This window comes from Streptomyces varsoviensis (assembly GCF_000718635.1).
Classification (GTDB): domain Bacteria; phylum Actinomycetota; class Actinomycetes; order Streptomycetales; family Streptomycetaceae; genus Streptomyces; species Streptomyces varsoviensis.
Genome location: NZ_JOBF01000007.1, coordinates 149,159 through 171,284, shown reverse-complemented (window position 1 = coordinate 171,284; position 22,126 = coordinate 149,159). Strand labels below are relative to the sequence as shown.

15 protein-coding genes and 1 riboswitch are annotated in these 22,126 nt (G+C 75.0%); of the genes, 9 read left to right on the top strand and 6 right to left on the bottom strand.

What is annotated here, in order from left to right; all coding sequences use genetic code 11:
- The first annotated feature begins 83 nt into the window (after window positions 1-83).
- Window positions 84-368, top strand: a complete 285-nt coding sequence (locus tag IF55_RS13090) for a hypothetical protein (protein WP_030880117.1) — start codon at window positions 84-86, stop codon at window positions 366-368.
- Window positions 369-507: 139 nt separating this feature from the next.
- On the opposite strand, the gene IF55_RS13085 is transcribed toward IF55_RS13090, so the two are convergent.
- Window positions 508-1,647 (bottom strand): TetR/AcrR family transcriptional regulator, encoded by a 1,140-nt coding sequence (locus tag IF55_RS13085; RefSeq protein ID WP_048831924.1) that lies wholly within the window; start codon window positions 1,645-1,647, stop codon window positions 508-510.
- A gap of 185 nt (window positions 1,648-1,832) precedes the next feature.
- Between IF55_RS13085 and IF55_RS13080 the strand changes: the two genes are divergently transcribed.
- A complete protein-coding gene (locus IF55_RS13080; RefSeq protein WP_078644254.1) occupies window positions 1,833-3,089 on the top strand; it encodes a cytochrome P450 family protein in 1,257 nt (418 codons plus the stop codon).
- Between the two features lie 62 nt (window positions 3,090-3,151).
- Here the strand turns inward: IF55_RS13080 and IF55_RS13075 are convergent, their stop codons facing one another.
- Window positions 3,152-4,117 (bottom strand): TetR/AcrR family transcriptional regulator C-terminal domain-containing protein, encoded by a 966-nt coding sequence (locus IF55_RS13075; protein ID WP_030880108.1) that lies wholly within the window; start codon window positions 4,115-4,117, stop codon window positions 3,152-3,154.
- A 160-nt stretch (window positions 4,118-4,277) separates the two neighbouring features.
- Here IF55_RS13075 and IF55_RS13070 point away from each other — a divergent pair, with 160 nt between their 5' ends.
- Complete coding sequence (locus IF55_RS13070) at window positions 4,278-5,390, top strand: FAD-dependent monooxygenase (RefSeq protein WP_030880105.1); 1,113 nt, start codon at window positions 4,278-4,280, stop codon at window positions 5,388-5,390.
- 193 nt (window positions 5,391-5,583) lie between these two features.
- On the opposite strand, the gene IF55_RS13065 is transcribed toward IF55_RS13070, so the two are convergent.
- A complete protein-coding gene (locus IF55_RS13065; RefSeq protein WP_037963982.1) occupies window positions 5,584-6,726 on the bottom strand; it encodes a cobalt-precorrin-5B (C(1))-methyltransferase in 1,143 nt (380 codons plus the stop codon).
- 74 nt (window positions 6,727-6,800) lie between these two features.
- On the opposite strand from IF55_RS13065, the gene IF55_RS13060 reads away from it, so the two are divergent.
- Window positions 6,801-7,589: a cobalt-precorrin-6A reductase gene (locus tag IF55_RS13060; RefSeq protein WP_030880099.1), complete on the top strand. Its 789-nt coding sequence runs from the start codon at window positions 6,801-6,803 to the stop codon at window positions 7,587-7,589.
- A gap of 268 nt (window positions 7,590-7,857) precedes the next feature.
- On the opposite strand, the gene IF55_RS13055 is transcribed toward IF55_RS13060, so the two are convergent.
- The 3 genes from IF55_RS13055 to cobG form a co-directional block, all read right to left on the bottom strand.
- A complete protein-coding gene (locus IF55_RS13055; protein WP_030880097.1) occupies window positions 7,858-9,357 on the bottom strand; it encodes a precorrin-2 C(20)-methyltransferase in 1,500 nt (499 codons plus the stop codon).
- Window positions 9,354-9,992 (bottom strand): precorrin-8X methylmutase, encoded by a 639-nt coding sequence (locus IF55_RS13050; RefSeq protein WP_030880095.1) that lies wholly within the window; start codon window positions 9,990-9,992, stop codon window positions 9,354-9,356. The genes IF55_RS13055 and IF55_RS13050 overlap by 4 nt, the downstream gene beginning before the upstream one ends.
- Before the next feature lie 75 nt (window positions 9,993-10,067).
- Window positions 10,068-11,393, bottom strand: coding sequence for a precorrin-3B synthase (gene cobG, locus IF55_RS13045; protein ID WP_245661179.1), 1,326 nt, complete (start codon window positions 11,391-11,393; stop codon window positions 10,068-10,070).
- A 343-nt stretch (window positions 11,394-11,736) separates the two neighbouring features.
- A riboswitch (cobalamin riboswitch) is annotated at window positions 11,737-11,869 on the top strand.
- 169 nt (window positions 11,870-12,038) lie between these two features.
- On the opposite strand from cobG, the gene cobN reads away from it, so the two are divergent.
- The 5 genes from cobN (at window position 12,039) to IF55_RS13020 (ending at window position 21,754) form a co-directional block, all read left to right on the top strand.
- Entirely contained in the window at window positions 12,039-15,650 is a 3,612-nt protein-coding gene (cobN, locus tag IF55_RS13040) for a cobaltochelatase subunit CobN (RefSeq protein ID WP_030880090.1), read from the top strand.
- A gap of 75 nt (window positions 15,651-15,725) precedes the next feature.
- On the top strand, window positions 15,726-17,000 hold the full coding sequence (locus IF55_RS13035) for a VWA domain-containing protein (protein WP_030880087.1): 1,275 nt from the start codon (window positions 15,726-15,728) through the stop codon (window positions 16,998-17,000).
- Window positions 17,000-17,830 (top strand): hypothetical protein, encoded by an 831-nt coding sequence (locus tag IF55_RS13030; protein WP_048831923.1) that lies wholly within the window; start codon window positions 17,000-17,002, stop codon window positions 17,828-17,830. The genes IF55_RS13035 and IF55_RS13030 overlap by 1 nt, the downstream gene beginning before the upstream one ends.
- Window positions 17,831-18,070: 240 nt before the next feature.
- Window positions 18,071-19,102: a tryptophan--tRNA ligase gene (trpS, locus tag IF55_RS13025; protein WP_030880082.1), complete on the top strand. Its 1,032-nt coding sequence runs from the start codon at window positions 18,071-18,073 to the stop codon at window positions 19,100-19,102.
- 222 nt (window positions 19,103-19,324) lie between these two features.
- Window positions 19,325-21,754: an ATP-binding protein gene (locus tag IF55_RS13020; protein WP_063763963.1), complete on the top strand. Its 2,430-nt coding sequence runs from the start codon at window positions 19,325-19,327 to the stop codon at window positions 21,752-21,754.
- Window positions 21,755-22,126 lie beyond the last annotated feature (372 nt).

Below are 22,126 nucleotides of genomic sequence, written 5' to 3'. Positions count from 1 at the left end.
GCACTGTCGGCAATGGATCAACGACAACGAGTCACCGGCAGCAGGTCGCCGACTCGATTCATCGCCCGAAAGGTCTGCCCCTCATGCGTTTCACCCCGCGTCTCGTCGCCGCTGTCAGCGGTCTCGCCCTCGCTCTCGGCGGCGCCGTCGCCGTCGCGCCGACCGCCCAGGCGGCGACGCCGCAGAACTGCTTCTACTACGTCCTGGAGAAGCACCCCAGCGCCAAGCCGGAGGTGGTCCAGCGGGCCTGTATCACCGGCGCCAAGGGCACCCAGGAAGCCCACCGGGCCTGCTACCGCGACCTGCGACGCGACTACGTCCCCGCGCAGGTGGCCTACGAGGGGTGCCGTCGCGCCGCTCAGGAGTAGCGAAGGGGCGGCCCGCGCGGGCGGTCATGGACGCGGCCAGATCGCCGGTCCCGGCCGCCTCGCGTCGCCGCCCCGAGAAGGAGAGCGAGGCCCGCACCGACTGTCCGGTGCGGGCCTCGCCCATGTCGCCGCGCTGCTATTACGGCCGTGGCGGCCCGTCCATCGGCCGAGCCCCGCCCGTACGGTGCGAGGGGGCCGCGGTGTCCGGTGCTCCGCCGTCCGCCGACGCCGCCGCGTGGCACGCGCCGCGCCCCTCGGCGCGGGCGATGACGCGGCCCGCCGCGACGCGGACGGCGGACTCGGTGCCGTCGCCCGCGGCGGGCACACCGGCCGCCGCGGCGACGGTGCCGCGCTCGTCGTGGACGAGCCGCAGGCGCGGCCACGCCGACTCCGGGAAGGCCTGGCGCAGTCGGCGGGAGAGTTCGGTGACGGTGAGCCGGGCGAGCGGGCCCAGTTCGTCGGGGTCGCCCGTGACGAGGACGGCGGTCACCTGGTCCGCCGGGCGGGCGGCCCGTACGGCCTCCTCGACGGCTTCGAGGCGGTGCAGGCCCAGCACAGCCACCACGCCGTCGCCGGCGAGGTCGACGGGCTCGCCACGCAGGGCGTCCACCGCGGGCGGCGGGGACCAGGGGGCGTCGTCGGGCCGGGCCCGCGGGGCGTACGGGAGGTGGGGCGGCGGCCAGGCGTCGGCGAGGTCGAGGCCGGCCGCGTGCTCGCAGGCGCTGACGACGTTGAAGGGGTCGACGAAGCCGGGCGCGGCGGCGGCCAGCCGGCTCGCGCCGTGCAGCGTCGTGAGCACGCTCTCCGCCAGCCGCACCTGCCGCCCCGCGGCCGGGCGCAGCCGCTCCAGGGCCAGCCCGAGCAGGATCGCCTCGACCTTCATGAGCTGCGCGAACGGCGGCTGAACGCGGTCGTCGGCGACGATCGTCGGGATCAGGTCCAGGCCGAGCCGGGCCGGCCCGTGCCGCTCCTCGGCCGCGAGGGGGAGCGGGGCCAGCCACGCGCGGGCGAACGCGCCGAGGGCCGCGCGGGCGGTGCGGCCGGGCTCCGCGCGGGGCGGGGCGGGCGCGCGGTCGGCGAGGGCGGCGAGCACGGAGAAGTACAGGGCCCGTTTGCCGGGGAAGTTGGAGTAGACCGCGCCCCGTGTGAGCCCGGCCCGCTCGGCGATCGAGTCGATCTTGGCGTCGCGGAAACCGCGCTCGGCGAACTCCTCCTCGGCGGCGGCCAGCACCTTGGCCCGGTTCTGCTCCTGGAGCCGCGCCCTGCTCAGCCGGGCCATCGTGCGTCCGTCCTCCTCGTCCGGCGTCCACCGTGCGCCGTTCGCCGTTGCCTCATGTCCTCGGGCAAGATACCGTCACCATTCAGATGACGAGAACATGTGATCTGAACATCTGAAACCGGGCCGCAGGTGAAGCAGCAGTTCAAGCCGAATCCGGCCCCCTTACGCCAGGGAGACGAGACCCCATGACGGTCACCGACCAGCTCGCCGACGGCACTGACGGCACCGACGGCACCGACGGCACCGACGGTGCTGACGGAATCCCCGAGATCGACCTCACCCACCCCGACGTGCTGCGCGACCCGTTCACCGGCTACGGGCGGGTCCGCGAACGCTCCCCGCTGGCGCGGCTGCGCGCCCCCGGCGTCGGCCCGATGTGGGCCGTCACGCGGTACGAGGCCGCGAAAGCGCTGCTCGCCGACGCGCGCTTCGAGATCAACGCCGGCAGTTTCCTCCGGCCCGACGTGCCGGAACACTGCCTCGCCTACATGCGCACGATGTCCGAGCAGGACGGCCCGGAACACTCCCGGCAGCGCCGGCTGGTCGCGCCCGCGTTCACCGTGCGCCGCGCCGCCGCGTTCCGGCCCCGGATCGAACCGCTCGTGGAACGCCTCCTCGACGGCCTGCCCGAGCACGCAGAGGACGGCTCCGTGGATCTGCTGCGGCACTTCACCCGGCCGCTCCCGATCGATGTCATCTGCGCGCTGGTCGGCATCCCCGACGCCGACCGGCCCCGCTGGCGGGGCTACGGCGCCACCATCGCCGCGGGCGCGGGCCAGGGCTTCGCCGAGGCCGTACCCGGCATCATGGAAGGCGCCAAGGCGGCGATAGCCCGCCGCCGCGCCGACCCCGCCGACGACCTGCTCTCGGACCTCATCCGCGCCCAGGCCGAGGACGGCGACCGGCTCGGCGAGACCGAACTCGTCACCATGGTCTGGCACTTGGTCCTCGCCGGACAGACGCCCGCCAACCTCATCGCCAACGCCGTGGCGGTCCTCCTCGACCACCCCGAACAGCTCGCCGCCCTACGCGCCGACCCCGCGCTCATGCCGCGCGCCGTCGAGGAGCTGACCCGCTGGTGCGGTCCGACGCTGCTGTCGATCCCGCGCTACCCGCGCGAGGACGTCGAGCTGTACGGCACGCCCGTACGGAAAGGCGAGCCGGTCACCGCGATCATCGCGGCCGCCAACCGCGACCCGCGCGCCTTCGCCGACCCCGACCGGCTCGACCTCACCCGCCCCGCCGGGCCCGCCGGACACCTCGGCTTCTCCCACGGCCCGCACTTCTGCCTCGGCGCGTCACTGGCGCGCGTACAGACCGAAGCGGCCCTGACCGCCCTGCTGCGCCGCTTCCCCGAGCTGGCCCTGGCCGGGCCGACGGGCGCCCAGCGCGCCATGGACCCCGGCACGTGGCGGCTGGCCGAACTGCGCGTGACGCTCTGACCGGCCTGCGCCCTCGCCGACGACCGGGCGCGTGATGCTCTGACCAGCCGCGGCCCGCGCCCTCACCCCCTGGCGCCGCCGCCCCCCTCCACCAGCGGCGTCAGGCCGTCGAGCATCGACGTGAGGCCCAGCTCGAACAGCTTGTTCAGGTGCAGGTCGTAGCCGTCCGCGCCGAACCCCTCGGCGACCTTGGTGAACGTCGGGTAGTCGCCGGAGGCGAGCAGCGCGGCGAACGCCGACTCCTGGGTGTCCAGCCACTCCTGGCCCGTCAGCCCCGTCGAACTCGCCGCCTGGGCCTCGCGCTCCAAGTGGACGGCCACGCCCTGCACATGCGTGTAGAGCAGGATGTTGAGATCCTGCATGGCGGTCGGCGGCAGGCCGTGGCCGTCCAGCGCGCTCAGCATCCAGTCCGCGTAGGCGAGCAGATTGGGCAGCAGCAGCGGACGCGTGAGCGGGCCGATCTGGGCGAGCCAGGGGTGCGCGCGGTGCAGCGCCCACAGCGCCCGCGCCCCCGCCTCCAGCCGTGCCCGCCAGTGGGCGGGGGCCTCGGCGGGATAGACCAGCTCGCCGTGGGCGACGTCGGCCATCAGCAGGACGAGGTCGTCGCGGCCGTTCACGTAGCGGTACGGCGACATGGCGGCCGTACCGAGGCGCGCGGCGACGCCCCGCATGGTCAGGGCGGCCAGCCCCTCCGCGTCGGCGATCTCCATGGCGGCGCGCACGATGCGCTCACGGGTCAGCTCCTGCCCGGACCCGGCCGCCGCGCGGGGGCGGTGATCCGGCTCCGCGCGGCGGCCCGCCGGGGCGGCGACCACGGTGCCGACCCGCGCCCGCGGCTCCACCAGCCCCTCCTGGCGCAGCACCGTCAGCGCCTTCGTGGCGGTGGCCAGCGCGACATTCCACTCCTGGGCGATCCGCCGCGTCGACGGCACCCGTTCGCCGGGGGCCAGCTCGCCCTCGGCGATGCGCCGCCGGAGCTCAGCGACGATGCGCAGATACGGCGGGGCGTCTTTCCGGGCGACGGCCATGGCGTGATCCCTCTCTCCCTGTCCTAGTACAGACGCTAGCAGGCCGTGGAGAGATCACGGAGCTGATGACTCCATTTCCTCGGGTCCTTTCGCGCTTGCTGAAGCTGCGCGTACGCCGTACATTCAGACGCGTACACTGTACGAACATGAAGGGGTTCAGATGAAGACCGTGCTGATCTCCGGCGCCAGCGTCGCCGGACTCACCCTCGCCCACTGGCTGCGCCGCCACGGCTACGCGCCCACCGTCGTCGAACGCGCCCCCGCCCTGCGCCCAGGAGGGCAGGCGCTCGACGTGCGCGGCGTCGCCCTCGGCGTCCTCGACCGGATGGGCGTCCTGCCCGAGGCGCGGGCCCTGCGCACCCGGATGCGCGGCATGACGATGCTCGACGGCGAGGGAAACGAACAGTGGAGCTCCACGGAGATGGCGCTCAGCAGCGGGCGGCTGGACAGCGACGACATCGAACTGCTCCGCGACGATCTCACCCAACTCCTGTACGAGCACGCGCGGGACGGTGTCGAGTACGTCTTCGGCGACCGCCTCACCGCCCTCGACGAGGACGCGGACGGCGTCCACGCCGCCTTCGAGCACGGCCCGCGCCGCACGTTCGACCTCGTCGTGGGGGCCGACGGCCTGCACTCCGCCGTGCGCCGCCTGGCCTTCGGCCCGGAGCCGGAGTTCGTCCACCCCCTCGGCCCCTACGTCGCCGTCTTCGCCACCGAGAACTTCCTGGAACTCGACAACTGGCAGACCTGGCTCACCGACGGCACCGCCACCTACTGCGTCTACCCCGCGCGCGACAACACCGAGTTGAGGGTCACGCTCGGCTTCGTCGCGCCGGAGCCCGTCGAGTGCGACTACCGCGACACACCGGCGCAGAAGGCGATACTCGCCGAGCGGATGTCACACCTGGGCGGCGACACCCCGAGGCTGCTCAAGGCCATGTGGGACGCCCCGAACCTCTACTTCGACGTGATGGCCCAGATCCGCATGGACCACTGGACGAAGGGCCGCATAGCGCTGGTCGGCGACGCCGCGTACTGTCCGTCGCCCCTCTCCGGGCAGGGCACCAGCCTGGCCGTCGTGGGCGCCTACGCGCTCGCCGACGAACTCGGCCGGGCGGCCGGCGACCACGCCGCCGCGTTCGCCCGCTACGAGGAGCGGCTGCGCCCGTACGTCGAACTCAACCAGGCGCTCGCGACCGAGAACCCCAACGGTCCGGCCTCCGAGGAGTCGGCGGAACGCGCCAAGAACGCGTTCGCGCTGGACGCCTGACGCGCCGTCACTGCCTGTACGTCGCCCAGGCGTTGAGCCAGCCCGTCACCAGCATCGCGCTGCCTAGGTATTGGATCCGCTGTCACCGGCCTTGCGTTGCCAAGGTGTTGGCTCCGCCGTCACCAGCCTTGCGCTGACGCTGTGTTGGGCGGACCGTCACCAGCATCGCGCCGCCCAGGCGTTCGGCCCGCCGTCACCTCTCGCGCGGTCCCCGCGCCTCGGCCCGTCCCACGACCGTGCCCGCGCGGTCGATGCAGATCACATCGACCGCCACCGGCGCGCCGCGCAGCACGCCGAGCGCCTCGTCGCGGGCGGCCCGCGCGACGAGGTCGCCCAGCGGCACGCCGCGGGCCGCGCACCGCTGCAACGCCTCCAGGCCGGTGTTGGCCGAAGCCACCGCCGCGGCCAGTTCCTCGTCCGCGCCGCCCTCGCGCGCGAGCCCCGCCAGGAAGGACTTGTCCACCTGGGAGCGGGACGAATGCAGGTCCAGGTGGCCCGCGGCGAGCTTCGACAGCTTGGCGAAACCGCCCGCCACCGTCAGCCGGTCCACCGGGTGGCGCCGCAGATACTTCAGCACCGCGCCCGCGAAGTCGCCCATGTCCAGCAGCGCGTCCTCGGGCAGCCCGTGCACGGCCACCGCGACCTTCTCGGACGTCGAGCCCGTACAGCCCGCCACGTGCGTACGGCCCGCGGCGCGCGCCACGTCCACGCCGCGCCGGATGGAGTCGATCCACGCCGAGCACGAGTACGGCACCACGATGCCCGTCGTCCCCAGGATGGACAGGCCGCCGAGGATGCCCAGCCGCCCGTTCCACGTGGAACGGGCGATCTCCTCGCCGTGGTCCACGGACAGCTCGATCTCCACGTCGCCGCTGCCGCCGTACCGGGCCGCGACCGCCGCCACGTGCTCCCGCATCAACTGCCGGGGCACCGGGTTGACGGCCGGTTCGCCGACCGCCAGCGGCAGCCCCGGCCGGGTGACCGTGCCCACGCCCGGACCCGCCCGGAAGACCACCCCCGAGCCGGGCGGCAGGGTCCGCACCGTCGCGCGGACCAGTGCGCCGTGCGTGACGTCCGGATCGTCCCCCGCGTCCTTGACGATCCCCGCCATCGCCCGGCCGCCGCCCAGCTCCTCGGCGGCCAGCGCGAAGGCCGGAGTCTCCCCCTTGGGCAGCGTGATCGTCACCGGGTCCGGGAACTCGCCGGTCAGCAGCGCCGTGTACGCGGCCGTGGCCCCGGCCGTCGCACACGCACCCGTCGTCCAGCCGGGCCGCAACCCGGTGCGCTGCAACTGCGCGCCGCGCCCGCCGGTAACGTTCGACTTCGCCTCAGCCACGGTGCGCTCCGGCCCCACCATCCGCGCGGCTCGGACGCCGCCGGGCGCGGCAGGCACCACCAGAAGGGGTTTCCATGACCACCCAGCCCACGTCACCCACGCCGCTCACGTCGCCCGCGCCTCGCCATGTGCTGATCCTCGGCGGGACCGCCGAGGGCCGAAGGCTCGCCGCCGAACTCGACGGCGACCCCGCGCTGCGCGTCACCAGCTCCCTCGCGGGCCGCGTCGCCCAGCCGCGACTGCCGGCGGGGCGGGTGCGGATCGGGGGGTTCGGGGGGCCGGACGGGCTGGCCCGGTGGCTGCGCGAGCAGCAGGTGGACGCGGTCATCGACGCCACCCATCCTTTCGCCGGCACGATCAGTTTCCACGCGGCACAAGCGGCCGCCGAGGTCCATGTTCCCCTGCTCGCCCTCCGCCGGCCCGGCTGGGTCGCTGGTCAGGGCGATGACTGGCGCTCCGCCGGGTCCCTGGAGGAGGCCGCGGAGCTGCTGCCCGCGCTCGGCGAGCGGATCTTTCTCACCACGGGCCGGATGGGGCTCGCCGCCTTCGCCCACCTCACCCGCCTCTGGTTCCTCGTACGCTCCGTCGAAGCCCCCGAGCCCCCGATGCCGCCGCGCATGGAGGTGCTGCTCGACCGCGGCCCGTTCACCGTCGAGGGCGAGACCGAACTGCTGCGCCGCCACCGCGTCGACGCCCTCGTCACCAAGGACAGCGGCGCCTCCGCCACCGCCGCGAAGCTCGTCGCCGCGCGCGACGTGCGGGTGCCGGTGGTCGTGGTGCGCAGGCCGCCCGTACCGGCCGGCCTCCCGGCCGTGGGGACGGTGGAGGAGGCGGTGGAGTGGGTGCGCGGGGCGCTCGGGTGACGTTGGGGCGTAGCCCCGGCCCGGCCGGGTGCGCGCCCTGGCGAGCCGGGGCTCCGCGGCCCCGGGCTCGCCGGCCCGCAGCCCCGGGCCGTTCACGGCCCGGGGCTGGCCACCCTCGACGTCGGCCGGTGTCGCAGGCGCCCGGGCCGGGCCCGTACGAGCCGGCGTACCGGCAGGCCCGCGCGGCGTCCGAACCGGGCACGAAGCCCGAGGCCGTGCCCGGACGCCCGGAGGCGACGGCCGGAACCGCCGCCCGCGGCGCCCGGCCTCACCCCTCCGGGTACCGCCTCGGTGTCCAAGCGATCTGCCGGCCGTCGCCGCGCCGGGCCACCCGCGTCTGGGACGAGCCGATCAGCAGGATGGTGCGCATGTCGACCTCGGCCGGGTCGAGGTCGGCGAGGCGCACGATGCGTACGCTCTCCTCCGGGCCGCCCACGTCGCGGCCGAGCACCACCGGGGTCTCGGGGGAGCGGTGTTCCAGCAGCAGGTCGCGGGCCTTGCCGACCTGCCAGACACGGCTGCGGGAGCCGGGGTTGTAGAGGGCGAGGACCAGATCGGCGGCGGCCGCCGCGCGCAGCCGCTCCGCGATGACCTCCCACGGCTTGAGCCGGTCGGAGAGCGACACCACCGCGTAGTCGTGGCCCAGCGGCGCGCCCGCGCGGGAGGCCGCCGCGTGCGCCGCCGTCATCCCCGGCAGCACCCGCACCGGCACGTCCTGGTACGGGCCCTCGGAGGCGACCTCCAGGACCGCCGTCGCCATCGCGAAGACGCCCGGGTCGCCGGAGGAGACGACGGCGACCCGCCGCCCCTGCCGGGCGAGGTCGAGGGCGAACTCGGCGCGCTCCGACTCCACCTTGTTGTCGGAGGGGTGCCGCCGCTGACCCGGCCGTACGGGCACCCGGTCCAGGTACGTGGTGTAGCCGACCAGATCGTCGGCGGCGGCCAGCTCGCCGCGGGCCTCCGGCGTCAGCCACAGCGGCCCGGCCGGGCCGAGGCCCACGACCACGACCTCCCCGGCCCGCGCGACGGGTTCCGCGTCGATCCTGCTGGGCAGCACGGCCACCGCGAAGTACGGCACCGACGCCGGGTCCACGTCGGCCAGCCGGCCCGTACGCTCCCCGCTCATCGTCGCCCGCTCCACGTACCGCGCCTCCGCGAGCCGCCCCGAACGCTCCAGCGCGCCCCGCACCGCGGGGAACGTCCGCCCGAGCTTCATCACCACCGCGGAGTCCGTCGAGGCCAGGCGCGCCGCCAGCTCCTCCTCGGGCAGCGTGCCGGGCAGGATGGTCAGCACCTCCTCGCCCTCCACCAGCGGCTCGCCGAGCCGCGCCGCCGCCGCGCTGACCGAGGTGACGCCGGGCACGACCTCGGTCGGGTAGCGGTCGGCGAGCCGCTTGTGCATGTGCATGTACGAGCCGTAGAAGAGCGGGTCGCCCTCCGCGAGCACGGCGACGGTGCGCCCCGCGTCCAGGTGCGCGGCCAGCCGGGCCGCCGCCTCCTCGTAGAACTCCTCCATCGCGCCCCGGTAGCCGCCCGGGTGGTCGGTCCGCTCCGTGGTGACCGGGTAGACCAGAGGCTCCTCGATGTGGTCGGCGCGCAGATGGCGCTCGGCGATCGAGCGCGCGATGGAGCGGCCGTGCCGGGCGCTGTGGTACGCGACGACGTCGGCCGCGCCGATGACCTCGACGGCCCGCACGGTCATCAGCGACGGGTCGCCGGGGCCGAGCCCGACCCCGTAGAGCCGGCCGGTGGTCTGCTGCTCGCTCACTCTTCCTCGCTCGCTATCGCGTTGATGGCCGCCGCCGCCATGGCGCTGCCGCCGCGCCGCCCGCGCACCACCAGGTACTCCAGGCCCGAGCGGTGGGCGGCCAGCGCGTCCTTGGACTCGGCGGCGCCGATGAAGCCGACCGGTATGCCGATGACGGCCGCCGGACGCGGCGCGCCCTCTTCCACCATTTCCAACAGCCGGAACAGCGCCGTCGGCGCGTTCCCGACGGCCACCACCGCCCCCTCGAGCCGCTCGCGCCACAGCTCCAGGGCGGCGGCGCTGCGCGTGGTGCCCAGCTTCTTCGCCAGGTCCGGCACGGACGGGTCGGCGAGGGTGCAGATCACGTCGTTGCCGGCGGGCAGCCGCTTGCGGGTGACGCCGCTGGCGACCATGTTGGCGTCGCACAGGATGGGCGCCCCGGCGCGCAGCGCCTCGCGGGCGCGGGCGACGACACCGGGGGAGTAGGCCAGGTCCCGGACGAGGTCGGTCATCCCGCAGGCGTGGATCATCCGCACCGCGACCTGGGCGACGTCGGGCGGCAGCCCGCCGAGGTCCGCTTCCGCGCGGATGGTGGCAAAGGACTGGCGGTAGATGGCCGCGCCGTCCTTCTCGTAGTCGAACACAGTTCCTCGCATGCTGGGATCCTGGGGGGATCGCTTACTGGGTTTGCTGGGTCTGGATGTGTGGCGGCCTTCGGCCGGGCACGCACGCTACGCGGTGCGTGCCGCCGCCACCGCCTCGGCCAGCCGCCGCCCTGCCGCGACGGGCTCGGCCGGCCCGCCGGAGCCGTCGGATGGGCCATGAGGTACGGGCCGCACGGCGACCCGGTAGCCCTCGCGCGTCGCCAGGACGTCGACCCACGCGCCGCCGGGGTGACCGCAGCGCCGCTCGCAGCCGGACCAGTACACCGGGAGCCCGCCGCCGCGCCGCCCGGCGAGGGCCGCCGCCGCGTCCGTACGCACGTCCGCGAGGGACTTCGCACAGCCGGGCCGGCCCGCGCAGACGCCCGCGCCGTGCCAGGCGGAGTCCTCGTCGGTGACGAAACCCGCCTCCGCCAGGGCCGCCAGCCGCGCCGGGGCGGCAGCGGCCCGCAGGCCGGGCAGGACGATGCCGCGCCAGGGTGTCACCCGCAGTTCGCCGTCCCCGTCGTGGGCCGCCGTCTCGGCGAGCAGCTCCCACTGGGCGACGGTCGTACGGCCGAGGGGCGCCGCCACCGAGAGGGCGTGTGCGCCGTGCGGGCCCGGGACGAGGCCGGGGGCGGGCGGGGCGCCGAGTGGCGGCGTGGCCCGGGGGAGTGGAGTGCCGGAGATGCCGGCGGCGGCGAGGCGCGCGGCCAAGGCGTCGGCGCGCGGCCGGTGTTCCGGGGACAGGTCGGCGACGCGCCAGGCGCCGCCGCCGTCGGCGTCCCGCGCGCTCAGGAACGCGTGCGCGGCCAGCACGGCGGCGCGGGGGGCGTCCTCGGCGGCGAGCTGGAGGGCCGGTCCGCCCACGCCGTACCCGAGGGCCGCCCTACCGTCCTGACCTGCGATCAATGTCACATCGGGGGCGAGCGCCGCCACGTCGCCGCGGCCGTCGTCCAGGCCGAAGAGGAAACGGCCCGAGAGGCGGGCCGCGTCCGGGTCCGCGCACAGCAGCGCGTCCAGCTCCCGGGCCCATGCCTGTACGTCCGCGTGCCCGGCGCCGTCCAGGCCGGCGAGCGGCGACGCCGCGATGTTGCGTACGCGCTCGTGCCGGTCGGAGGGGAGCAGTCCGGCCGAGCGCAGCCGGTCCGCCAGGGCGCCCCCGTGGTCGGGGGCGAGTCCGCGGAGCTGGATGTTGCCGCGCGAGGTGAGGTCGAGGCCGCCGTCGCCCAGCTCCGCCGCCGCGCGGGCCAGCACCCGGGCCTGACGCGCCGTCAGCAGTCCGGCGGGGACGCGGATACGGGCCAGGGCGCCGTCCGCCGCGGCGTGCAGGCGCAGCGCGCCGGGGCACGCGTCGCCGCCCTGCCGGGCGGCGGGCCGGGCCCCTGACGGGGTGGGTGCGGGGGCGAAGGGCATGGCCGCGAGCATACCGAGACGTTCCACTGGGGTTCGGTGGCGGTGTGGGTGGGCTCCGCCCCGGGCTCTGTCCTCAGGTGCCGGACGGGCTGGGCGGGCTGGATCGGGGCGCTGTGTGTCCTCAGGTGTCACGCCGGATGGGGCCGGGGGCCTTTGTCCTCAATCTCCCCCAGCTACCGCTGGGAGGTGCCCCCTACGGGCTGAATGGGGCTGCGGTGCGTTCTTGAGCGCGGGACGGGCTGGATGGGCCGGGCCGACGTGGGTGGTCTGCGTCTTGTGGCTTGGGGTGCCGATCAGGCGCTGGGCCGTTTGGAACGGATAGCGCTTACTATGCTCACCGGCGGATCGGTTTCGGTCCGCCGGACGCCAGCGACGGCGCCAGGGGAGGAAGCCGGTGAGACTCCGGCACGGTCCCGCCACTGTGAGCCAGGCAGCGATGCCGGGTGAGTCAGGAACTCCCGCCGTCCTCCCACCGCCCGGGGCGCGGACCCCGAGGAAGGCCTGCCGACGCATGCGCATGTTCCGGCTCCGCGCGCCCCGGACGTACCCGCTGTCCGCCCGCCGCCCTGCCGCGGGCTCCCGTACCCCCAGCCGCCGGGCCCCCTCGGCCACCCGGCCCGGAACGACTACGCGAGGCGAGTTCCAGTGATCCTGCTGCTGTCGACGTCCGACACCGATCTGCTCAGCGCGCGCGCCGCCGACGGGCCCGTGCCCTACCGGCTCGCCAACCCGGCCCGCCTCGACCTGAGCGAGCTGCCTGGCCTCCTCGACGGCGTCCAGCTCGTCGTCGTACGGCTCCTCGGCGGCGTACGCGCCTGGCAGGAGGGGCTCGACACCCTGCTCGCCGGGGAGCGGCCCGTGGTGGTCCTCACCGGCGAACAGGCCCCCGACGCCCAGTTGATGGAGGCGTCCACCGTCCCCGTCGGCATCGCCGCCGAGGCGCACGCCTACCTCGCCCACGGCGGTCCCGCCAACCTCGAACAGCTCGCGCGCTTCCTCTCCGACACCGTGCTGCTCACCGGCCACGGCTTCGAGGCGCCCGCGCCCGCCCCGACGTGGGGGCCGCTGGAGCGCACGCCGCGCGCCGACGCCGGCGGGCCGCGGATCGCCGTGCTCTACTACCGCGCCCACCACATGTCCGGGAACACCGCCTTCGTCGAGGCGCTGTGCCAGGCCGTCGAGGACGCGGGCGGCGTGCCCATGCCGCTCTTCGTCGCCTCCCTGCGCGCGCCCGAGGCCGAGCTGGTGGCGGCGCTGGGCGCGGCCGACGCCGTCGTCACCACCGTCCTCGCGGCGGGCGGCACCAAGCCCGCCGAGGCGTCGGCCGGGGGCGACGACGAGTCCTGGGACGCGGGGGCGCTGGCCGCCCTCGACGTGCCGGTGCTCCAGGCGCTGTGCCTGACCGGGCCGCGTACCGCCTGGGAGGAGAACGACGAGGGCCTGTCCCCGCTGGACGCCGCGACCCAGGTCGCCGTCCCCGAGTTCGACGGCCGCCTGATCACCGTCCCGTTCTCCTTCAAGGAGGTCGACGAGGACGGCCTGCCGGCCTATGTCGCCGACCCCGAGCGCGCCGCCCGCGTCGCCGGCATCGCCGTGCGCCACGCCCGGCTGCGCCACATCCCGGCGGCCGAGAAGCGGCTCGCGCTCGTCCTCTCCGCCTACCCCACCAAGCACTCCCGCATCGGCAACGCCGTCGGCCTCGACACCCCCGCCAGCGCCGTCGCCCTGCTGCGCCGCCTGAAGGCCGACGGCTACGACTTCGGCGCCGAGCCCGTACCCGGCCTCGAATCCGGCGTCGGCGACGAGCTGATCTACGCGCTCATCGAGGCCGGCGGCCACGACCAGGAGTGGCTGACCGAGGAGCAGTTGGCGCGCAACCCGGTCCGCATCCCCGCCGCCGACTACCGGCGCTGGTACGAGCGGCTGCCCGCCGAACTGCGGGAGGCCGTCGAGGGCCAGTGGGGGCCGCCGCCCGGCGAGATGTTCGTCGACCGGAGTCAGAATCCGGACGGCGACATCGTGCTCGCCGCCCTGCGCCGCGGGAACCTCCTCATCCTCATCCAGCCGCCGCGCGGCTTCGGCGAGAACCCCATCGCCATCTACCACGACCCCGACCTGCCGCCCTCGCACCACTACTTGGCCGCCTACCGGTGGATCGCCGCCGACCGGGCCGACGGCGGCTTCGGCGCCGACGCCATGGTGCACCTCGGCAAGCACGGCAACCTGGAGTGGCTGCCCGGCAAGAACGCCGGCCTGTCCGCCGCCTGCGGCCCCGACGCGGCCCTCGGCGACCTGCCGCTCATCTACCCCTTCCTCGTCAACGACCCCGGCGAGGGCACCCAGGCCAAGCGCCGCGCCCACGCCACCCTCGTCGACCACCTCGTGCCGCCGATGGCCCGCGCCGAGTCGTACGGCGACATCGCGCGCCTGGAGCAGCTCCTCGACGAGTACGCCTCCATCGCCGCCATGGACCCGGCCAAGCTGCCTGCCATCCGCGCCCAGATCTGGACGCTGATCCAGGCCGCCAAGCTCGACCACGACCTCGGGCTCCAGGCCCGCCCGGACGACGACGGGTTCGACGACTTCCTGCTGCACGTCGACGGCTGGCTGTGCGAGGTCAAGGACGCCCAGATCCGCGACGGCCTGCATGTCCTCGGCACCGCGCCCACCGGGCCCGAGCGCGTCAACCTCGTCCTCGCGATCCTGCGCGCCCGGCAGATCTGGGGCGGCACCGCCGCCCTGCCCGGCCTGCGCGAGGCCCTCGGCCTCGACGAGTCCGCCGCCACCCGCACCGGAGCCGACGAGGCCGAGGACCGCGCCCGGACGCTCGTACAGGCCATGGAGGACGCCGGCTGGGACCCGGCCGCCGCCGAGAAGGCGTGCCTGGAACTGCCCGAGGAGCGGCGCGGGGACGTCCGCGCCATCCTGGAGTTCGCCGCCCGCGAGGTCGTGCCGCGGCTCGCCGCCACCGCCGACGAGCTCGACCACGCCGTGCACGGCCTCAACGGCGGCTTCGTGCCCGCCGGGCCCTCCGGCTCCCCGCTGCGGGGCCTGGTCAACGTTCTGCCGACGGGCCGCAACTTCTACTCCGTCGACCCCAAGGCCGTGCCCAGCCGCCTCGCCTGGGAGACCGGCCAGGCGCTCGCCGACTCGCTGCTGGAGCGCTACCGCACCGACAACGGCGAGTGGCCCAAGTCGGTGGGCCTCTCCCTGTGGGGCACCAGCGCGATGCGCACCTCCGGCGACGACATCGCCGAGGCGCTGGCCCTGATGGGCATCCGGCCGGTCTGGGACGACGCCTCGCGCCGCGTGAACGGCCTGGAGCCCATCCCCGTGGAGGAGCTGGGCCGCCCGCGCATCGATGTCACCCTGCGCATCAGCGGTTTCTTCCGCGACGCCTTCCCGCACGTCATCGGCCTCCTCGACGACGCCGTACGGCTCGCCGCCGGGCTGGAGGAGAGCGACGAGCAGAACTACGTACGGGCGCACGCCCAGGCCGACCTCGCCGAGCACGGCGACGAACGCCGGGCCACCACCCGCATCTTCGGGTCCCGGCCCGGCACGTACGGCGCGGGGCTGCTCCAGCTCATCGACAGCCGCGACTGGCGCACCGACGCCGACCTCGCCGAGGTCTACACCGTGTGGGGCGGCTACGCGTACGGCCGCGAGCTGGAGGGCCGTCCGGCGCGCGAGGAGATGGAGAGCGCGTACAGGCGCATCGCGGTCGCCGCGAAGAACACCGACACCCGCGAACACGACATCGCCGACTCGGACGACTACTTCCAGTACCACGGCGGGATGGTCGCGACCGTACGGGCGCTCAAGGGCACCGCCCCGGCCGCGTACATCGGCGACTCCACGCGGCCGGAGACGGTCCGCACCCGCACCCTGGTCGAGGAGACCTCGCGCGTCTTCCGGGCCCGCGTCGTCAACCCCCGCTGGATCGAGGCGATGCGCCGCCACGGCTACAAGGGCGCCTTCGAACTCGCCGCCACCGTCGACTACCTCTTCGGCTACGACGCCACCACCGGCGTCGTCCCCGACTGGATGTACGACAAGCTCGCCCAGACCTACGTCCTCGACCCCGAGAACCGCGCGTTCCTCCAGGAGGCCAACCCCTGGGCCCTGCACGGCATCGCGGAGCGGCTGCTGGAGGCCGAGAGCCGCGGCATGTGGGCCGAGCCGGACGCGGAGACCCTCGACGCCCTGCGCCAGGCGTTCCTGGAGACCGAGGGCGACCTGGAAGGCGACGGCTGACCCCTCGTCGCGAGGGTGGCGGGCCGTCACATAGCAAATTGGGCCCATGGGCTGGTGATCACTAAGATCCGCTGAATGATCATCACAAGACGGCTGGTGGCGGGCGCCTTCGCGGCGCTCGCCACGCTGGCCGCCGGCGCTCCCCCGGCCCTCGCCGCGGACGAAGCGGCGGAGAAGGCCCCCAAGGTAGAACTCGTCCTCGACGTCAGCGGCTCGATGAACGCGCGCGACATCGACGGGCAGTCGCGCATGGACGCGGCCAAGCAGGCGTTCGGGGAGGTGATCGACGCGACGCCGGAGGTGGTCCAGCTCGGCATCCGGACCCTCGGCTCCGAATACCCCGGCGAGGACAAGGTGATCGGCTGCCGGGACAGCAAGCAGCTCTACCCCGTCGGCCAGGTGGACCGCGTCACGGCCAAGGCGTCCGTCGCCCACCTGAAGCCGACCGGCTGGACGCCCATCGGCTACGCCCTGCGCGCCGCCGACAAGGACCTCGGCAACGACGGCGGCACCCGGCGCATCGTCCTCATCACCGACGGCGAGGACTCCTGCGGCAAGCCCGACCCCTGCGACGTGGCCCGCGAACTCGCCGCCGAGGGCACGCACTTGACGGTCGACACGCTCGGCCTCGCGCACGACGACAAGACCCGCAGGCAGCTCAGCTGCATCGCGGAGGCCACCGGCGGCACCTACACCTCGGTGCAACACACCGACCAGCTCTCCGGCCGCATCAAGCAGCTCGTCAAGCGCGCCGCCGACCCGGTCGAGGCGCCGCCGAGGGCCGTACAGGGCGCCACCGGCCAGTGCACCAACGCGCCGGTGCTCGGCGCCGGGATCTTCACCGACCGCGAGAAGTTCGCCGAACACCGCTGGTACCGCGTGAAGGTGAACCCCGGCCAGGAGCTGCGCGCCGCGGTGAGCGTCAGCGCGGACCGCGCCGTCAACCCCGACTACGGGGTGCGGCTGCGCGCCGTCAGCGAGAAGGGCCAGGAGCTCGTACGCGGCAGCGACGCGGGCAGCGGACGCACCGACGTCCTCTCCACCGGCCTGCGCTACCCGGTGGCGAAGCAGGACAAGAAGTCCGACGGCAGCCGGCCCGACCCCGAGACCGTCTGCCTTGAGGTCGCCAACTCCTTCTCCGCGCCCGACTCCGTCAAGCGCGAGCCGGGGCTCCCCGTCGAGCTGGCCGTCGACCTCGTCAAGGCCCCCGACAACGCCTCCGACGTGGCCGCCTTCGGCCTCGGCCGGGGCTGGGTGCTGCTCGGCGTCCTCGGCGGCGTCGGCCTCCTCGCGGGGCTGATCTGGGGCTGGCTGGCCCGCTGGCGCGTCGCGGTCTGGAGGGCGAACTGATGCGTACGACACGTGTGCTGGGCGCGGCGCTGCTCGCCGCCTCGGCCCTGCTGCTGACCCCGGCCGCCGCGTCGGCCGACGACGCGACGCCCACCCCGAGCGCGAGCGCGAGCGGCGGCGGCTCCTCGGAGTCCGCCGCCCCGACGGAGGCCGGCACCGGGTTCCGTACCGCCACGGCCATCCAGCAGGGCCAGAAGGCCAGTGCCACCGCCTCCACCGGCGACTACCTCTACTGGCAGTTCCCGGCCGGCGCCGGCCAGCGGGCCACCGCCAAGGCGACCGTGACGCTCCCGGAGGCCAAGCTCCGGCACGGCGCGGCCACCTGGCAGCTCGACGTCTTCGACGGGCTGCGCCGCCGCCAGGCGTGCGCCTCCGGCGAGTCGACGAAACGGGCGTCCGAGACGGCCACCACCGTCACCCTGACGTGCACCCTGCGGCCCGTACGGCAGTGGGCCGAGCGCTGGTCGAACGATCCGCTGCCCGGCGCGTACTACCTGCGGCTGACCGTCGCGGACGTACCCGACCAGGACCTCGGACTCGCGGCCCGCGCCGAGGTCGAGGCGACGGCGGAGAGCGCCGGCGGCGCCCACGACGGCGGCGGCGAGCTGGGCGCGCCGCTGCACGCCCAGTCGGTCACCGAGCCGGAGGACGGCTGGACCGGCGGCTGGTTCTCGGACCGCTGGGCGTGGACCCTGGGCGGCGGCGCCCTGGCGGCGCTCCTCGGCGTCGGCGGATACACCCTGACCAGGCACCCCCGCCGCCGCTGGGGCGCCCGCCCGCCGGCCGCCGCACAGCCGCCGGGGCAGGGGTACCCGGACCAGCGGTACTAGACAGCATGGCCCGCGGCGCGGGCGACGGGCCCTCGGGCCGCCGTCCGCGCCGCTCCCGGGCCGGGGCGCTATGATTGCCGTATGCATTTTTCTCCGTGTCAGACCTGGTGGCCGTCCTAACGGGACGGCTTCCGATCAGACACGACCACGGGCCGTCCGCAAGGGCGGCCCGCGCGCGTTCTCCACGCTCCCGGCGGCCGCCCCCCCAGGCGGCCACCCACCCAGCGAGGAGAAACCCCGATGTCCACCGCAGCCCTCGACGCCGACGTGTGCCGTGCCCCCGGCGACTACCGCGTACTGACCGGCGACCGGCCCACCGGCCCGCTCCACCTCGGCCACTACTTCGGCACCCTGCACAACCGCGTACGGCTCCAGAACCTCGGCGTCGAGATGTTCGTCCTGGTCGCCGACTACCAGGTGCTCACCGACCGTGACGTCGCCGACCGGCTCGGCGACCACGTCGAGGGCCTGGTCCTCGACTATCTCGCCGCCGGCATCGACCCCGAGCACGCCACCGTCTTCACGCACAGCGCGGTCCCCGCCCTCAACCAACTGCTGCTGCCCTTCCTCAGCCTCGTCACCGTCGCCGAACTCGGCCGCAACCCCACCGTCAAGGACGAGATCGCGCACTCCCGGCAGTCCGCCGTGAGCGGCCTCATGTTCACCTACCCCGTCCACCAGGCCGCCGACATCCTCTTCTGCAAGGCCAACCTCGTCCCCGTCGGCAAGGACCAGCTCCCGCACCTCGAAGTCACCCGCACCGTCGCCCGCCGCTTCAACGACCGCTACGCCCACGGCGGCCCGGAGATCTTCCCGCAGCCCCAGGCCCTGCTCTCCGCCGCGCCGCAACTGCTCGGCACCGACGGCGGCAAGATGAGCAAGAGCCGCGGCAACTCCATCGCCCTCGGCGCCACCGAGGACGAGACCGCCCAGCTCATCAAGCGCGCGAAGACCGACGCCGAACGCCACATCGGCTACGACCCCGAGAACCGCCCCGAGGTCTCCGGCCTCGTCCTGCTCGCCGCGCTCTGCCAGGACCGCGACCCGCGCCTGGTCGCCGAGGACATCGGCGCTGGTGGTGCCGCCGCCCTGAAGAAGGTGGTCACCGAGTCCGTGAACGAGTACCTGCGCCCGATGCGGGCCCGCCGCGCCGCGTACGCGAAGGACCGGGCGTACGTCCGCGAGGTGCTGCGCGCCGGCAACGAGCGGGCGAACGCGATCGCCGACGCGACGCTGCGCGAGGTGCGCGAGGCGATGGGCGCGGCCTACTGAAGGCCAACTGAGGAAGGCAGCGGCCGGGGGCGGCGGCGGTCGGCGGCGCGGGACGGGCGGCGCGATGGCCCCCGCACGCCGGCCCCGCTGGGTAGGCTGGCCGGTGCTCACCACGACACAAAGGGGTGCGCCATCGACGAGGGGACGGCACGCGAGCCGCGGGACGGCGCGCCGGACGGCGCCGACCGGGCCCCCGGGACCGCCGGGGACACCCGCTCCACCATGTCCGGCGTCGCCGGCCAGGTGGTGCAGGCCCGGGACATCACCGGCGGCCTCCACCTCCACCACACCGGCCCGGCCTACCCCGCCCCGGCCGTCGTCCCGCGCCAACTCCCGGCGGACATCCGCGTGTTCGTCGACCGAGCGGCGGAACTGGAGCGCCTCGGCGCGCTCCTGGACGCCGAAGAGACCGAAGAGACCGAAGAGACCGAAGAGACCGAAGAGACCGAAGAGACCGAAGAGACCGAAGAGACCGAAAAGGGGGCACGCCCCGTCATCCCCGTCATCGTGATCGCGGGCACGGGCGGCGTCGGCAAGACCTCGCTCGCCCTGCGCTGGGCGCACCGCGTCGTGGACCGCTTCCCCGACGGACAGCTCTACGTGAACCTGCGCGGGCACGGCCCCGGCACGCCGCTGTCGGCCGCGGAGGCCCTGCACCGCTTCCTGTTCGCCCTCGGCGTCCCCGCCGCGTCCATCCCCTCCGACCCGGAGGCCGCCGCGGCCGTCTACCGCTCCCACCTCGTCGGACGGCGCGTCCTCATCGTCCTCGACAACGCGGCCACGGCCGCCCAGGTCCGCCCCCTGCTGCCCGGCGGCCCTGGCTGCCTGACCCTCGTCACCAGCCAGGACCGCCTCTCCGGCCTCGCGGTGCGCGACGGCGCGATCCGGCTGCCGCTCGAAACCCTCGCCGAGGCGGACGCCGTCGCCCTGCTGCGCGCCGTCGTCTCCGGCGCCCGCTCCGGGGACGACGCCGAGCGGCTGGCGGAACTGGCCCGGCTGTGCGTCGGACTGCCGCTGGCGCTCCGGCTGCTCGCCGAACGGGCCGTCAGCCATCCCCATCTGGACCTCGACGACCTGATCGCCGAACTGCGCGACGAGACCTCACTGTGGGACGCCCTGAGCACTGGCGACGACGAGGAGGCGGAGGCGGTCCGTACCGTCTTCGCCTCGTCCTACCAGGCCCTGCCCGAGCCCGCCGCCCGCCTGTTCCGGCTGATCGGCGTCCTCCCGGGCCCCGAGTTCAGCCCGCACGCCGCCGCCGCGCTCGCCGCCGCCCCCCTCGCGCGGACCCGTCGGCTGCTCGACACCCTGGCCGGCGCGTACCTGGTGCGCGAGACCGGCCCGGACCGGTACGAGCTCCACGACCTGCTGTTCGCCTACGCGGCCGTACGGGCCCGGGCCCACGACCCGGCGGACGAGCGGGAGGCGGCCCTGCGGCGCGTGCTGACGTGGTACCTGCGCACCGCCAATGCCGCCCACGTCCAGCTCATGCCGAACGCCCTCCGGCTGCCGCCAGCCCCGGCCGACGAGGATGTCGTGCCGCTCTCCTTCGACGGCTACCACCAGGCCAAGGACTGGTACGAACGCGAACAGGCGAACATCCTGGCCGGGGTGCACGCCGCGGCGGAGGCCGGATTCGACGACCTGGTCTGGCAGTTGGCCGCCGTCCTGTGGCTCAACCGGCTGCACGCGATCCCGGTGTCCGAATGGATCGAGGTGGCCCGCCTCGGGCTCGCCGCCGCCCGCCGGCTCGGCGACCGCGCCGCCGAGGCCGCCCTCCTCGGCCACCTCGGCAAGGCCCTGTCCGACGAACGCCGCTTCGCCGAGAGCGAGGAGTGCCACCGCCGCTCGCTCCTCCTCCGCCGTGAACTGGGCGACCGGCCCGCCGAGGCGGCCTCCCTCAACGCCCTCGGCCTCGACCAACTGCGCCGCCGACGGCTCGACGCCGCCGCCGACTGGTTCGAGCGGGCATGCGCCGTCCACCGCGAACTCGGCGACACCGGCGCTCTCGCCACCACCCTGGTCAACCTCGCCGAGGCGCACGCCGAGGCGCTCCGCCTGGCGGCGGCGGACACGGCAGTCCGGCAGGCCGTCGAGATCCACCGCACCTCCGGCGACCTCCGCGGCGAGGGCGCCGGACTGCGCGTCCTCAGCACCGTCCAACGCGACCGGGGCGAGGCGGCGGCGGCCGTGGCATCGGCGCGGCGGAGCGTGGACATCGCCGTCTCGCTGCGCCAGACCTCCTCGGAGGGGTTCCGCTCGCTGGCCCTCGGCGCCGCCCACCTGGCCGACGGGCGGCCCGGCGACGCGCTGGCCGCCTACCGGCGCACGGCCGAGATCTACCACCGCTTCGGCAACGCCTTCCACCAGGCGCTCGCCTGGTGCGGCATGGCCGCCGCGGGCCGGCGGCTCGGCCGCCGCGAGGAGGCAGTCGAGCTGTACGGGCGCGCCGCCGCCGTCTTCCACGAGATCCCCGAACCGTGGCACGAGGCCCTGGCGCTCGACGGGCTCGCCGCGGCGGTCGAGGTGACGGCGCCGGAGCGGGCGTACGCGCACTGGCGGGCGGCGCACGCCCTCCTCGCCGGCTACGACGACCGCCGCGCCCGCGCGCTGCGCGAGGCGATCGAGGGCCGGCTGCCGACGCCCCCCTGACGGCGCCCCCGCACGGCACGCGCGCCCTCGGAACCCGTGCCCTCGGAGAACCCGCACGGCGCCCGTGCCCTCGGAGAACCCGCGCCATAGCACGCCCGGCGGCCTCACGGCGGCCGCTTTCGGGCCCCGCCCGCTGGGAACTCTGCTCTACCAGCCCGACCCGCGCCAGAGTACATTCATGGCCGGGGAGGGGGATTCGGCGTGGGGGGCCGTGAATTGCCCGGTCGACGGCGGGCACGCAGCACACCTGGAATCCCGCATTCCATGGGCGGAGGACACCGCGGTGGCGTCGGGGTTCCCCGGACATCGCCCCGAATCCCGTGCTCACCCCCGGTTTTCGCGCCCGCACCATCACCGAATTGTGAGAGAGGT